The sequence below is a fragment of the Halanaerocella petrolearia genome (genome assembly GCF_054657875.1).
This window is the reverse complement of sequence record NZ_BAAHXW010000002.1, coordinates 1256487-1271086: the sequence shown is the minus strand read 5'-3', so window position 1 is coordinate 1271086 and position 14600 is coordinate 1256487. Positions and strand designations below refer to the sequence as shown.

Annotated in this window: 13 protein-coding genes; 1 reads left to right on the top strand and 12 read right to left on the bottom strand. The window is 31.3% G+C overall.

Annotated features, from left to right (window positions below):
- Positions 1-20: 20 nt before the first annotated feature.
- The 10 genes from ACYQ39_RS13615 to ACYQ39_RS13570 form a co-directional block, all read right to left on the bottom strand.
- Positions 21-1031: a hypothetical protein gene (locus ACYQ39_RS13615; RefSeq protein WP_459844180.1), complete on the bottom strand. Its 1011-nt coding sequence runs from the start codon at positions 1029-1031 to the stop codon at positions 21-23.
- A gap of 22 nt (positions 1032-1053) precedes the next feature.
- Positions 1054-1806, bottom strand: a complete 753-nt coding sequence (locus tag ACYQ39_RS13610) for an outer membrane lipoprotein-sorting protein (protein WP_459844177.1) — start codon at positions 1804-1806, stop codon at positions 1054-1056.
- A 21-nt stretch (positions 1807-1827) separates the two neighbouring features.
- Entirely contained in the window at positions 1828-3087 is a 1260-nt protein-coding gene (locus tag ACYQ39_RS13605; protein ID WP_459844174.1) for an ABC transporter permease, read from the bottom strand.
- Positions 3088-3099: 12 nt separating this feature from the next.
- The gene (locus ACYQ39_RS13600; protein ID WP_459844171.1) at positions 3100-4338 is read right to left on the bottom strand and encodes an ABC transporter permease; all 1239 of its coding nucleotides are present in this window, start codon (positions 4336-4338) and stop codon (positions 3100-3102) included.
- 2 nt (positions 4339-4340) lie between these two features.
- Positions 4341-5030: an ABC transporter ATP-binding protein gene (locus tag ACYQ39_RS13595; RefSeq protein WP_459844168.1), complete on the bottom strand. Its 690-nt coding sequence runs from the start codon at positions 5028-5030 to the stop codon at positions 4341-4343.
- A gap of 129 nt (positions 5031-5159) precedes the next feature.
- Positions 5160-6332, bottom strand: a complete 1173-nt coding sequence (locus ACYQ39_RS13590; protein WP_459844165.1) for a tRNA pseudouridine(54/55) synthase Pus10 — start codon at positions 6330-6332, stop codon at positions 5160-5162.
- 211 nt (positions 6333-6543) lie between these two features.
- Complete coding sequence (yfcE, locus tag ACYQ39_RS13585) at positions 6544-7098, bottom strand: phosphodiesterase (protein WP_459844162.1); 555 nt, start codon at positions 7096-7098, stop codon at positions 6544-6546.
- Positions 7099-7118: 20 nt separating this feature from the next.
- Complete coding sequence (locus tag ACYQ39_RS13580) at positions 7119-9140, bottom strand: sensor domain-containing diguanylate cyclase (protein ID WP_459844159.1); 2022 nt, start codon at positions 9138-9140, stop codon at positions 7119-7121.
- 57 nt (positions 9141-9197) lie between these two features.
- On the bottom strand, positions 9198-9743 hold the full coding sequence (locus tag ACYQ39_RS13575; protein WP_459844156.1) for an NUDIX hydrolase: 546 nt from the start codon (positions 9741-9743) through the stop codon (positions 9198-9200).
- A gap of 168 nt (positions 9744-9911) precedes the next feature.
- Positions 9912-10208, bottom strand: a complete 297-nt coding sequence (locus ACYQ39_RS13570; protein ID WP_459844153.1) for a YkvA family protein — start codon at positions 10206-10208, stop codon at positions 9912-9914.
- A gap of 170 nt (positions 10209-10378) precedes the next feature.
- Here ACYQ39_RS13570 and ACYQ39_RS13565 point away from each other — a divergent pair, with 170 nt between their 5' ends.
- Positions 10379-12136, top strand: a complete 1758-nt coding sequence (locus tag ACYQ39_RS13565; protein WP_459844150.1) for an Rqc2 family fibronectin-binding protein — start codon at positions 10379-10381, stop codon at positions 12134-12136.
- Positions 12137-12175: 39 nt separating this feature from the next.
- Here ACYQ39_RS13565 and ACYQ39_RS13560 read toward each other — a convergent pair whose 3' ends face one another.
- Together ACYQ39_RS13560 and ACYQ39_RS13555 are read right to left on the bottom strand one after the other, a co-directional pair.
- Positions 12176-13051, bottom strand: a complete 876-nt coding sequence (locus ACYQ39_RS13560) for a GNAT family N-acetyltransferase (protein ID WP_459844147.1) — start codon at positions 13049-13051, stop codon at positions 12176-12178.
- Between the two features lie 162 nt (positions 13052-13213).
- Positions 13214-14485 carry an HD-GYP domain-containing protein gene (locus tag ACYQ39_RS13555; RefSeq protein WP_459844144.1) on the bottom strand — a complete coding sequence of 424 codons (1272 nt, stop codon included), beginning with the start codon at positions 14483-14485 and terminating at the stop codon, positions 13214-13216.
- Positions 14486-14600: the final 115 nt, after the last annotated feature.

Genomic DNA, 14600 nt, shown 5'->3' with positions numbered 1-14600 from the left:
TATAGAACTTTTTTAAAGTTTTAAAATGGATAACTAACAGTAGTCTCAATCATTCCACTATCAGAATCATTGCTATAAGAACCTTGTAATCTGAAATCAAGATTACTATTTAACTGACTCTTATATTCTCCACCTAATATTAACTCCTGTTGAGAATCGACTATAACATAAGAACTAATACTAGAAAAATCATCAAGCTCATAAGTAATCATTACTGTAACTAAGTCCTTACCAAGGTTTAAATTACTACCTATAGATGCTAACATCCCTTGTAATACATCAGCTTCATACCGTAAGTACTCACCTTGTAAAGTAAGTCTATTTATATCATTAAGAAGAAAACTATAATCTATTCCAGCTAGAAAAGCAGCCTCTTGGAAATCAAAATAATAGCCTACTGCTCCATAGGCCCCAATTGGCCCTAAATCTCCCTTTCCTGTAATTCCAATTCTCTGTCTATTATTATTTACATCTTTATCGGCTACATAGTTAAAACTTAAATCATAACCTTGATAATAAGTACGTCCTCGAAATCCAACTTTTATATCACCAGCATTATTATTAGGAAAAGCAGCTATCCCTGTAATACTAGAGTTCCAGTTAATTGGATAATAAACTTCTAAAGCATCTATACTTTTATTATTAGACTCTTCATTCATTGCTTCAGCACCTAGGTTAAAATCAACTGGATTTAATAACGAACCAAAAGACCAAGAGATAGGCTGCCTTCCTACTGTTAGATCAAATTTAGAAAAATGATTTGCTATATATAATTTTTTCAGCTGAGAATTAAGCTTATTATTTTTTATCCCATTAAATAGATCAACTTCAAATTTAGCTTCTGTATTACCACTAACCGGCAACATTAAATTTAAATTTAGTTTATTCTGTAAGAAATTTTGACTATCTTTATCATTAAGGGAAGTAATAATGCTAGTATCAACCTTACCTCCTACCTTTACTCTAGCCAAGACAGGAGAAGAAAGAAGTATTAATAAAATTAAAGTTACTATTATATACTTGTTTTTCATCTTATCCCTCTTTCTACTTAAACTACCTTCTCAAACTACGAAGACTAAACCTACTACTTGGAATATCAACATTAAATTCAATTGAATCCACTTTAAATTCAGTTCTTGTTCCTTGCTTCAACTTATTATCAACTACTTGATAGGTAGGAAACCAACGTTCTTTTATCTTCTTCATCTTCTTAGTCTTCATTACTTTTAATAATCTACCACTCCTAGCATATAACTCTTCTTTAAAAGGAATAAATCTTTCTTTATCTATCCAACTAAGGCGCCGATAATAAGAAGCTTCAGCCCTCTCTTTCTTAATGCCTTCTATTACATAACATAAACGATTTTTTATTTTCTCTTCTCTAATAATCTTAAAATCATATAAGTCAGTCAACTTAGTTGATTCCATCATATCTTGATATGAAAAGTCACTTCCCATCATACCTTTCTCTAACATATGATCAGAAATCTTGACTACATCTTCAGCATCAGGAAAGAACATCCATAAATTATCACCACGCTTTAGAAACTTGCTACCTCTATCTCGAGGATTAGTGAATTCAGTAAGTCCATACTGAGAACCTTTAACTAAACTAATCATCTCCTTTGTCATCTCTCTATTATCTTTAATAATAGTCATCTTTGCTTTCATTCTAGCTGATTTAAGATGCTGATACTCATCTACCTGACTCATAATCTCTTCAGGAGTAATTGCCATAGCTACATTTGAAACTAAACACAAGACTACTACTAAAATTGCTAACTTCCAGTTTGGCTTACTAATCATCTTTCCACCTCTTTCTAATTATTAATTACTACGTAATGCTTCTGTTGGTTCTAACTTAGCAGCCTTTCGGGCCGGAATAATAGAAGTAATAGTTACTACTATCGTACCCAAGATAAAAGCATAAATCAAATTAGTTATGTCAAAACTAGGATAAATAACTGGTCGCATTATTATTTCTGATCCTACATCTGACATAGCTGCTGAATAATCTAGTCCAACAATAGATAATACCTTTGTAATTATCCCCCCAGTAACTACTCCTAATAAGCTACCTGCTAAACCTAATCCTAATCCTTCTATAATAAAGAGATAGAGTATCTCTTGACGCTTTAATCCTAAAGCAGTCATCATACCTATCTCTTGAGTTCTCTCCTTAACAATCATCACCATAGTACTAACTACTACTATACAAGATAATAAGATAACAAAGACATAAACTAAATTATAAATATTCTTAGCCACTTGTAAATACTGAATAATACCATTACCTTGATTCCAAGCACTGACCTTATAAGTTTCTTGCTGACCTTTTTCTTTAAATAGCCCTCTTACTTGAGTTGTAATTTGGTCTACTTGTCTATAATTATCAGTCTGTAACAAGATTTCAGTAGCCATATCTGGCATGGCTAATATATTTTGGGGTTGATCCAAGGGTAAATAAAAACTCTTATCATCAAGTAACTTAAATCCACTTTCTATCTCTCCTACAATCTTAACTGTACTTCCTTTAAAGGAACCCCAAGAAGTGGTATAAACTATTGTAACCTTATCACCTACTTTAGCACCTAACTTATCTAATAGCTTTGTACCTGCTATTATCTCTTTCTTTCCTCTACCTATCATTCTTCCTTTTGTTAGATAAGACTTAATATCTGTAAATTGAACTTCTTTTTTTGGATTAACTCCCCAACCCATCATTGTTACCATATCGTCCTCAGTACTAACAGCAGCCCCAAATTTTATCCGAGGAATAGTCTCTTTAACTCCCTTAACCTTATTTAATTCAGCTTGCATCTTATTAATTCCCTTCTTATCAAAACCATTAACAGGATAATTTAGAGAAAGTAACTTCTCTTTCTGCTCATATTCCTGATTTATAATCTTAATATGACCTGCATCATATTGGATATGAAGCTGAAACATAGAATCAACCATACCTATAATCAAACCTCTTAAGACAACTACTATCATTACTGCAAAAGCAATAGCAATCACTGAAATGGTAGTTCTTAACTTATTCCTAAATAAGTTTTTTGTAGCCAAAGTCCATAAATAACTCATCTTCACACCTCCTTAATGATGATATATAGCTTCTACTGGATCTTTTTTAGCTGCCCAATAGGCTGGTGGTATACTGGCTAAAGCAGAAAGCATAACTCCAGCTACAAAAATGATAATAAAGTGAGACGGAGCCCAAATACCATGCAACTGACCTAAAATAGGCATACCAAAACTCTGATTTGACATTAATGAAGATAGATCTAATCCTTTAGCAACTAGATAATAGACTCCACTACCGCTTAATAGTAGACCAATTAAACCTCCAATGATTCCTATACCAGCCGATTCTATCATAAATACTAATATAATTTCATTCTTTTTAAATCCTAAAGCTTTCAGCATACCAATCTCTTCTCTTCTTTCTAAAGCAGATAAAATTACTGTATTAATAATTCCAATAGCAGCAATAATTAAGATTAGAGACATCATAACTATTGTTTCTATATTCTGTGCCTTACTCATTGCTATTACTGACTGGGCCAACTTCCGCCAAGAATAGACTCCTAAATTATTATCTTGGACAGCCAATCTCTGCTGTAATCCTTGCTTTGTTTCTAAAACTTGATCAACATTATCTAATCTAACTACTATTTGACTAACCTTTCCTTCTACACCTAAGGCCTGCTGAACAATATTTAAAGGTAGATAGACAAAGTTACTATTTACATCTGGATTCTGCGTAATTACCAGTCCTACAATTTTAACATCAATAGTATTAAAGCTACCACTTTTAGTCTTAACTAGTAATGTCAAATAGTCTCCTATTTTAAAATCCATTAAAGTAGCCAACTCTTTTCCTAACACTGCCTGATATCCTGAATCTTTAAAGTAACTACCTTTAACTATATAATCTTCTGTCGTAAAGACCTTTTTTGCTTGATCAGGAAGTATTCCATAACCTGTAATTGGTAGTTCATCAACTCCATTATTCAGCCTAGCTGAAAACTTCAGTTGAAGTGCCAAAGATTTAAAGTCTGGACTACTAGCAATAGACTGGCCTATTTTTTTATCATAATCTATTAAATTATCTAATAGCAACTCTTCTCTTTTTGACCAATATTCTTTATTTACTACCTGTAAATGACCAGTCTCTAAATTAATCAGATTATTAAAAGACATCTCTGTTAACCCCAACATTAATGAGTCTGTAGTCAAATAAATAGTAATTCCTATAGCTAAAATAACAGCAATAGCTATAACTCGTCGCTTATGTCGGGCCAAATTTCTTAAAGCCATCTTAACTAATAACAATCTTACCCCTTCCTTTCATCTTCAACAATCTGTCCATCCTTTAATGTAACTAACCGTTTAGCATACCCCCATACTTGCGGATCATGGGTAGAAAAAATAAAAGTAGTATCTAGCTGTTTATTCATCTCTAGCATTACTTCTAATACATCTTCACTAGTCTCAGAGTCTAAATTAGCTGTTGGTTCATCAGCAAGAACAAGTTGTGGTTCTTTAACTAAAGCTCTAGCAATTGAAACTCGCTGCTTTTGGCCTCCAGATAATTCATTAGGCTTATGATAAGCATAGTCTTCTAAACCTACTGCCTCAAGAATCTCCATTACCTTCTCCTTAATCTCATCTTCAGTTATATTATTAAGTAACTTTAAAGCAAGTTCAACATTTTCAAAAGCAGTTAATACTGGGATCAGATTATAACTTTGGAATATAAACCCTAAATTATTCCTTCTTAACATAGCAAGATCCTCTTGTGAAAATTCTCCAATCTCTTCTCCAACAAAAAATATCTTTCCTTCTGTTGGAGTGTCAAGACATCCTATCATATTTAATAAAGTCGTCTTCCCTGAACCTGATGGGCCAGCAATAGAAGTAAATTCTCCTCGACTAATAGTTAAATCAACTCCACGTAAAGCTGGAACTTCAATCTCTCCTTGTTGGTAAATCTTTTTAATCCCCTCTAATTTTAATAAAGCCACCTTGATACCCCCTTTTTATAGATGCCTTATAATCAAATTATTTCCTCAATCTTAATCTCAGGTTGAAATTAAACTTTATACTAACAAACTGACCATTCAGTCATATATGAAATTATTGATTACTGATACCTAATTATCTATATCAATTACATCTAATCGAGTACATTCAGCTTCACAACCTAATACCTTAGCTACACTGGGATTAGTTCTGCCTTCATCACTAGAGATTAACTCCTTAATGTAAGTTCCAGCTTCAGCTTTAATTATTAAGTCAATCTGTTTCTCAGTAATTAATTCAGCTGCTACCTTATAAACTTGTCGTTTTCTAACTCTATCTCCTCTACTACGCTTAACTCTTTCTGGGGTTTTTTGCTCTATAGTTCCAATTACTTGCTCTAACTTTACTAATTCTTCTTCCTCTACCTTCTTATTTACAGTTACTAAAGCACGATAAATCTTATCAACTCTCTTCTCCTTTAGACCTTTGATCTGCTCTCTATCACTAAATTCTAAAGCAAAGACTTCTACCCTGGATTGAGATTGATTTAATTCTGCTTCAAGTTGTTGTAGATTAATACTTCTCTTCTTTGGTTTGACTAGCTCTAAGACAAACTCACGTTTACCAAAACACCTAACATCAACATCTTCTCTTCCTGCCCCATGAAACTTAGCCTCTTTAGACTGAGTAAAATCCACAAAAGGAGTTTGAACTATCTCTTGTACAGAACTAGAAGAATACATCCATTCAGTCTGTGATATCTCTCGTGAATACTTGTTATACTTTCCATAAATAAATAAAGATTTTATTTGTAACTTTACATCATCATTCTCAATATCAATTAAGAATGTCATATTTGGATCAGCATAGTCAACTCCAACCTTTAACTTAGGTTTTACTCTCTTACCTACTAACCGGTTCCACTCTGATTTGATGGGTTTAGCAGAATCTTTTCCATATTTCTGCCATAACTCTTTCTGTTTCTTCTTTATTTCTTGCGGAAAATGAGTACCTACTAAGATAGTATTCATCTCATACTCAGCTACTGAGTCAACAACTTTATCTACATAATAGTCTAATCTATCAAATAATCCATTACAAAGATAACAAGAACCCCCAAGTTCAGTATCCTCTGGAATATTAGAGCGAATAAAATCATTTTCATTTATATCTTCTTTCTCTTTTAAGATAGCTCCTCGTTCATAGTTCTCTAACCCTCTACCTAACTTAGCAAACTGTCTTCCTAAACAATGATTACATAAATTCTTATCAATTAGTTGATCTCTTTTTTCTTGTAGATCCATTGATTTCCTCCTTATTATATCAGTTTGCAGTTTACGATTTACAGTTTACAGTTAAAACCTTAAAATTAAAACTCTATAAACCTTTACTATATAAACATCCATAAAAATTTTGACTTTAACTGTACACTATACACTGTAAACTGTTAACTATTGATATAAAGTTATAACTTTATATCAATAAAGGGCCAACATCACTGTTAGCCCTTTACTATTAATCTAACTTATATTCTTTTAATACTTCTTTACTCTCTAAAGAAACTAATTTAATCTGATCTTCATCTATCTCTGCTACTGTAGGAATAGCCGGATCCTGCTTAGGCAATGAAATACTACCTGGATTCAGTAAAGTAACTCCTTTTACTTCTTTTACTAAAGGCAGATGTGTATGACCAAAAACTAAAATATCTGCTCCTAATTTATGAGCAAAGTTGGCCCGCTCCTTTTCAGTTTCATGTTGATAACCATGATAAACAGCAATTCTACGTCCGTTATCCTCAACTACTGTATAATCAGATAAAGGATAGGGAAGAACCCAATCATCTACTAAAGCATCTACATTTCCTTTTACAGCTAAAAAATCTTCTTCCATTTGATTAAGTTCCTTTACTACTGCTTTAGTATCATATCCTTTAGGCAAAGGATTTCTAGCCCCATGATAAAGAAGATCACCTGCTATTAATAATAGATCACTATCTGCTAAATATTTCTTTGCTTTCTGAAATGCTGAAAAACTACCATGAATATCACTAATTACACCTAACTTCATAACTATCCCTCCTGAAAATATTATGCCACATAGATCCTATCTTTACCTCTATCTTTAGCTTCATATAAGGCTTGATCAGCTTGATTAATAAATTCTTTTTTAGATTGATCAAATTGATATATTGCTACTCCAATACTTACTGTCACATTTAACTCTAAATCATTATACTTAATATTTTCTTCTCGAACTAGATCATTGACTCGTTGGCCCATCTGATAAGCTCCTAGCTCATCAGTCTCAGGAAGAATAATAGCAAATTCTTCGCCACCATATCTAGCCACAAGATCAGCACCACGTACATTATCCTCTAGTACTTGAGCTATACTTCTTAAAACTTCATCTCCTGCTTGATGACCATAAGTATCATTAAAATTCTTAAAATTATCAATATCTAACATCAACAAAGCCAAATCACGTTTATAGCGATTACTTTTTTTAATTTCTTTGCCTAATCTATCTTGAAAATAACTATGATTGTATAACTTAGTCAATCCATCTCTGATAGCCATATTTTTCATTTGATTGTAAATTCTAGCATTTTCGATAGCAATTGCTACTTGATTAGCCAAAGTCGTAATAAACTTCCTATCTGCTCCTTTGAACTGACGCTCAAAATCAGTTTGGGCTGCAGCAATAGCTCCAATTACTTCTCCTCTGATTTTAAGGGGAACAAACATAACAGATTTAACATCAATTGTATCAAAACTATATTTTTCCTCAATTTCTTTAGCATTATCATTGATTAAAATCTTTTCATCATCAATTACTTCACTAGTAACTTCTTTAGCTGCTTTAACTATTGCTTCCTTTTCTAGCTCTGGCACTCCCTTAGCAGATACCAACTCCAGTACTTTATCACGGTTAAATAAAAAGAGACCTGCCATAGATACACCCATAGTGCCCATTACCATATCAACTGTATGTTCAAATACTTGATCAGTATTTAAAGTAGAATTAATTATATGGCTTGTTCTTTGTAACATAGACAGACCTGCTACATTCCGTTCTAATCTCTCAAATATTTCAGCTTTCTTAATTACTAATGGAGCTTGATCAATAACTGTCTGCAAAGGAATTAAGTCTAAATTAGAAAAGAAATCTTTCTGGGGAGCTAAAAAAACAAAAACACCTTTTAATTGATCCTGGCTAAAAATTGGGGCCATTAAAATAGACTCAACTTCTTCTCTTAAAGTAAACCTCTGTCCAAAACAGACTGATTCTAAATTATCAATTATAAGAATATCTTCTGTTTTTAAAGCTTCAGATAAACAATCTATTTGTGATATCTTAAATTCGTCAGAATATTTCTTACCTAAACCATACTCCGCTTTTAGTTCCAAGCAGTCACTCTCTTCATTATATAACAATAAACTACCATAACTAATATCCAATTGCTGACAACTAATACGTAATAATTCATCACATGCTTCTGATAAATTAAAATTAGAAATTAATTTCTCATTAATTGAATGTAATTGTTCTAAACTATCTCGCGCTTGACAAGCACTTCTAATTTCTAACTTTTGGTTTTGAAAAGACTGCAATTGTAATTTATGGTTGGTGATAATTGTAAATGAACCATAAAAAGCTAATGTATACAATGAAACACTTTGTTTTTGGGAGATAAGTATCAGACTAAACCCTAATAAAATACTGATTATAAGATCTTTTAATCTAATATTTAGTTTATCCAATAAAGATAGTTGATATAAATCACTAATTAAACCTAACAATAAAATTATCCCATTTAAATTAGCTATTTGATTACCTAACAAAAAGAATAAAATTCCAGATAAACTACCATAAGGAAAACCAAATAATCTACCACAAAGAATAATTCCGATAGCATAAATTAATATCTGGTAATCTCTAAAAAAATAAAACAAGCCTAAAGAACATAAAATAAGTCCTATAGACAAATAACTTTTCCTTTTCCACTCTAAATTAGTCATTAATCCTTGGGAAAAAATATCTATCTTTATTATTAAATAAGTAATTACTATAAAAGGTGAACTTTGTAAAATCAATTCTGCTAAAACCATTACTCCCCCCCTCTCTAAACTGACTATGACATTAAACAGTAAGTTTAATAACTACTATTAATCTAAATAATATCTTTGCGCATATAATAAAGCTAATACAGCCAAAGAATGATCTATATTCCCACTACCAATTAATGAATCTATTTCTTCAATTGGTACTAATATAAGTTCTATATCTTCAGTTAAATCCAAATCCTGTTTCTGAACCTGCTTAGCTCCTTCAGCTAAATAAAAATAACAATAATTATTCTGGATGGCAGGATTAGCAGCTACCTTTCCTAGATCAATTATCTCTGTTGCTTGATAACCTGTTTCTTCCCTTAATTCTCGCTTAGCAGCTAATCTAGGATTATCTTCTCCTTGATCTAAGGTTCCTCCAGGTACCTCTAAAGTAACTTCTTCTGTCCCAAAACGATACTGTTTAACTAATACTACCTCTTGTTGAAAAGTAATCGGAACTATATTAACCCAATCTAGAAATTCCATTCTAAAAAAAGAATGTTTAATTCCTTTTTCCTGATGCTGATATAACTCTTCTTTAAACTTAACAAAATCACGCCGATATATAACCTTCTCTTTAATACCTTGCCACTTATTATCCATTATAACCCCCTATATATACATACATATTAATACTAATTACAACCAATTACTGAATTTTAGATATACTACAACTATATATCTAACAGGTATAATAAGATATATTATACCTGTTACTTTTCCGATCCCATTATATACCACTAATATTTATTTGTCAAAATCATAGTTCAATTATTCAATATCATACTCATCCTCTTCTAAAGTATAATCTGTTTCATCATCAGTTGAATCATAATTACTTAAAATATCAAACATATACTTCCAAACAACTAAACCAATCACTGTATCATCTAACCAACCTAAAAACGGAATCAGATCACTTACTAGATCAAAAGGGGCAATAATATAAACTAAAGGAAAAACCAATAATATCTTCTTTCCTAAAGAAACTTGAGGATCCATTAGATATTGTCCAGCCAATTTGACACTACTAAAGATTCTTTTAAGTTTACTTAATTGTCGTCTCATCTTTACCACCTATCTTTAGAATAATATAATAATATTTTAAAGGTATTAGTCATTGAAATCAAGAGTTTAAAATGTTACATTAATATATAGGTTACCTTATTAAAATAAAATTATTTTTGATCAGTGAACTATTTAGGTAAGCATAAATATAAAATAAGGAGTTGTTTAATATGGCGTTAGATGGCGTTACCTTAGCTGCAATTAAGACTGAACTGCAAGACAAATTAATTGGTGGCCGAGTTGATAAGATTTACCAACCTAAAGATAATCTATTAACTATTAGAATCAGACAACCTGGTGAAAATATTAAATTATTAATATCTGCCAATCCACAAAATCCTAGAATTAATATTAGTCAACAGGAATTTGATAATCCCTATCAACCACCAGCTTTCTGTATGTTACTTAGAAAGCATCTCCAAAGTGGAAGAATAAAAGCTATCAAACAACCAGACTTTGAAAGAATTTTAGAAATTATTATCCAGTATAAAAATAATCAAGGTGAGATTGTAGATAAAAAACTATTAATTGAGCTAATGGGTAGACATAGTAATATTATTTTAACCAAAGAAGACGGACAGATTCTTGACTGTATCAAACGAGTAACGAAAAAAATTAGCCGCTATCGTGAATTATTTCCTGGTAAGGAATATTCACCACCACCTGAACAAGGTAAAACCAATCCTATAACTACTGATGCTAATAAATTTAGAAATTTATTAAAAGATAGTATAAATGAAGAAGAGATGTATAGAGCAATTATGAATAACTACCGAGGAATTGGCCCATTAATAGGTCAAGAAATAGTCTATAGAGCTGGTTTTAAACCTCAACAAGATCTATCTGATACTAAACAAATAGAAAATCTATGGTCTACATTCAAGAATATTTTTAACAAAATTAAAGAAAATGACTTTAATCCTACTTTAGTATTAGCTGAAAATGGTAATTTAAAGGACTATGAAGCTTTTGCCTTACAACAATTTGATTTACCTCAAGAAAGTTTTTCTTCAGCTAATCAACTATTAGATTATTATTTTACTAATTATATTACCCAAAGAAAAATAAATAGATTAACTAAAAGAATGAATAATATAATCAATAATAATCTAGAAAATGCTAACAAAAAGTATCGTCGAGTTAAAGGCCAATTAAAAGGAGCAAAAAATGCTGACAAACACCAGTTAAAAGGTGAACTAATTACTGCTAATATCTATCGACTAGAAAAAGGACAAAAAAAGGTTAAGTTAGAAAACTACTATGATGACAATAATAAAGAAGTTACTATCGAACTTGACCCTGAATTGACCCCAGCTGAAAATGCCCAACGTTACTTTGATAAGTACGAAAAAGCCAAAAAGAGTGTTAAATATTTAAAAAGAGAAGTTAGAAGGACTAAAAGAGAGATTGATTACTTAGAACAAGTAGAACTTAATATTGAACAAGCTGAATCATTAGCTGAGTTAAAAGAAATAGAAGAAGAATTGATTCAAGAAGAATATTTAAAAGCTAAAAACCAGAATCAAAATGATAAAAAAGATAAAAAGCTACCGCCACTAAAATTTGAATCTACAGCTGGGTATGAAATTCTAGTAGGTCGTAATAACAAACAAAATGATAGATTAACTCAAAGAATTGCCAACAATCAAGATACTTGGGTTCACGTTAAAGACTTAGCTGGTTCTCATGTCATTATCAGAAATCATACAGGAAAGGAAATACCAGAAGAAACATTATTCGAAGCAGCCCAAATTGCTGCTTTTTACAGTAAAGGACGTAAATCAAGTAATGTGCCTGTGGACTATACAAAAGTAAAATATGTTAATAAAGCCAAAGGAGCCAAACCTGGATTGGTCTATTATAAACAGGAGTCAACACTATATGCCACACCTGATCAAGAATTAGTGACTGATCTTAAACAAGACTAATAATAAAAAACCAGGGCCAATATTGGCCCTGGTTTTAAACTAAAAATCCATCTTCATCTCTAACCGCTCATCTTCTTCCTGCACTTCCCAGATATCTGATAAATCTAATTTAGATCTTAAATCTGATCGTAAATTAATATGTAAAGTATCGATATCTTCTTCTAAAGCCAAATTAGAACCATAAGCTATTAACTTCTCGATAATTTCTAAGTCTACATCAGCCTCAGGAAGATAAATCTGCAAAATTAGACCATCTAAAAGAATTACTCCTTCAATCCCATCAACTTTAACCTGATGTACAAAAGGACCAGAGTAATCTAAAACTTCTTCTTGACTGGCTCGAAAAGATTTAATCCATTGATAGTTTCTACCCCAAGGACAACCAACTACTACTTCCATATCTTTAGGCCTATCAGCAAAAGATAATTCTTTTAACTTTTCTACTTCCACATCCCGCTGACCTATTACCTTAACTAAAAGTTGAGGATCTCTAGTCAACTCTTTAAGACCTACCTTCTTAAACAAACCTTTTGACTTATCTACATCGGGCCAAGTAACATATCCATGATAACCTAAATCTTTCATAATAATTGCTGAATAACGAACTAATTCTATTCCAAATTTTCGCCTTCTATAGTCATCATGAATATCTAATCTAACTAAATAAACTGGTTTATCCTTTACTATAGGTAAAACTAATTCAGCATGACCAATTACTTTATCATTTAAAATTGCTACAAATACTTTACCATTAGCTTCTTTAAGTATATCATGGCGCAAATCATTTAGTTCTGGACTTTGCCACCAGTATTCAGGTTTGTAGTCTTGATACATATCATAAATTTTAGGAATATCATCTTCTTTGGCTTCCCGTAATAAAACTTTTCCTTCATTTGTATAAACAAACTGCTGCATAACATCACCTCTTTTAGAAAATAAACTCCTACCTATAAATACATATAGTGATTCAATTGATTATTAATTCTTGATTAACTCTTTTTTTCCTTCTTTTTCCCATAATTATCCTATCATTATACTTAGTATAGAATATTTATAGTAAAATATACATTCTAACTACTATAAAGTTTTATAAGTCTGCTGAAATAGTTTTTGATATTCTTCACTTTCTATAGTTTGAACTGAGTCTCGAATCCGATCAATCTCTTGATAATTAATTAACAAAACATCTACAATTTCTTTATCCAACGCAGAATTTTCTACTAATTCTACTAAAACTTTAGTTGCCTTTCTCTGATTCATCCCTTTTCGATAAGGTCTATCTTCTGTAATAGCAGTAAATACATCAGCTACAGCCATAATTCTTGATTCTAAAGAAAGTTGTTCTGCAGTTAAACAGAATGGATAACCAGTCCCATTTAATCGTTCGTGATGAAAAGCTGCCCACTGCTTAACTTCATCTAATCCCTCTACCCTAGATAAAATTCGATATGTATAAAAGGCATGTTTCTTAACAATATTAAATTCATTATTAGTTAATTTACCTTCTTTATTCAAAACTTCTGATGAAATAGCCAACTTTCCTAAATCATGCAAATATCCTGCTACTCTCAACATAATAGAATTTGATTTTGAAACTCCAACTAATTTACTTAATGTCTCAGCACTAGCAGCTACCCCACTAGAGTGTGTAGCAGTAAATGGACTTCTAAAATCTATAATCTGTCCAAATACTCGAGCTAACTGTAATAGAAGTTCTAAATCTAAATCAACAGCCAAACCAGTAGCTCTATCTTCTAAAGTTTGATCTATCTTATCAGATATAATATTAAACCAGAAAGATTCTCGTTTAGCTAAATCAAAAAAAGCAGTAACAACCTCTGGATTGAAGACTGTTCCTTCTTGTTCTTTAACTTCTCTTTTTATTTCCTCTGACTGAGCCAAAATCTCTGAATCCAGATCAATTAAGACATCAATTCGATCTGCTAAATGTAAAATATGACTGCCTAATGGATATTTTGATTTTAATTTAGATCTATTCCAGTGGGTATGATGATAACGAATTATTTTAGAAACATCTCTAAAAGGTATAAACTGATTTAATAATTTATAACCTATCTCAGCATGATTTCCTACATCATGAAAAGTACTAAAATCAAAAAACAAATCATCTATTTCTCTATCTAAAGCTAAAGTTCCTACATCATGTAAAGCTCCTGCAATCAGAATATCTTTTATTTCTTCTCTAGACAGATCCATCTCCCTTGCTATACTAGCAGCAATATAAGCTACCCGTTTATGATGACCTGTAATTACTGGATTGACCAAATCCAAAGCATCAGATAAACAAATTACCATATCAAACAAAGAAATTTCTAATTCAGAATTCATTTTTTCACCTCTACTTTCTTACATCACCTACAATATATATCAGCTACTTGTTATTAACTATCATTTATTCTACTAATAACTAATAACCAATAGCCAATTAATCACTACCATTATA

Bases quoted from the DNA above. Each gene is read 5' to 3' on its own strand.
- ACYQ39_RS13615 (WP_459844180.1), bottom strand. From the start codon at position 1,031: ATGAAAAACAAGTATATAATAGTAACTTTAATTTTATTAATACTTCTT.
- ACYQ39_RS13610 (WP_459844177.1), bottom strand. From the start codon at position 1,806: ATGATTAGTAAGCCAAACTGGAAGTTAGCAATTTTAGTAGTAGTCTTG.
- ACYQ39_RS13605 (WP_459844174.1), bottom strand. From the start codon at position 3,087: ATGAGTTATTTATGGACTTTGGCTACAAAAAACTTATTTAGGAATAAG.
- ACYQ39_RS13590 (WP_459844165.1), bottom strand. From the start codon at position 6,332: ATGGATCTACAAGAAAAAAGAGATCAACTAATTGATAAGAATTTATGT.
- yfcE (WP_459844162.1), bottom strand. From the start codon at position 7,098: ATGAAGTTAGGTGTAATTAGTGATATTCATGGTAGTTTTTCAGCATTT.
- ACYQ39_RS13580 (WP_459844159.1), bottom strand. From the start codon at position 9,140: ATGGTTTTAGCAGAATTGATTTTACAAAGTTCACCTTTTATAGTAATT.
- ACYQ39_RS13575 (WP_459844156.1), bottom strand. From the start codon at position 9,743: ATGGATAATAAGTGGCAAGGTATTAAAGAGAAGGTTATATATCGGCGT.
- ACYQ39_RS13570 (WP_459844153.1), bottom strand. From the start codon at position 10,208: ATGAGACGACAATTAAGTAAACTTAAAAGAATCTTTAGTAGTGTCAAA.
- ACYQ39_RS13565 (WP_459844150.1), top strand. From the start codon at position 10,379: ATGGCGTTAGATGGCGTTACCTTAGCTGCAATTAAGACTGAACTGCAA.
- ACYQ39_RS13560 (WP_459844147.1), bottom strand. From the start codon at position 13,051: ATGCAGCAGTTTGTTTATACAAATGAAGGAAAAGTTTTATTACGGGAA.
- ACYQ39_RS13555 (WP_459844144.1), bottom strand. From the start codon at position 14,485: ATGAATTCTGAATTAGAAATTTCTTTGTTTGATATGGTAATTTGTTTA.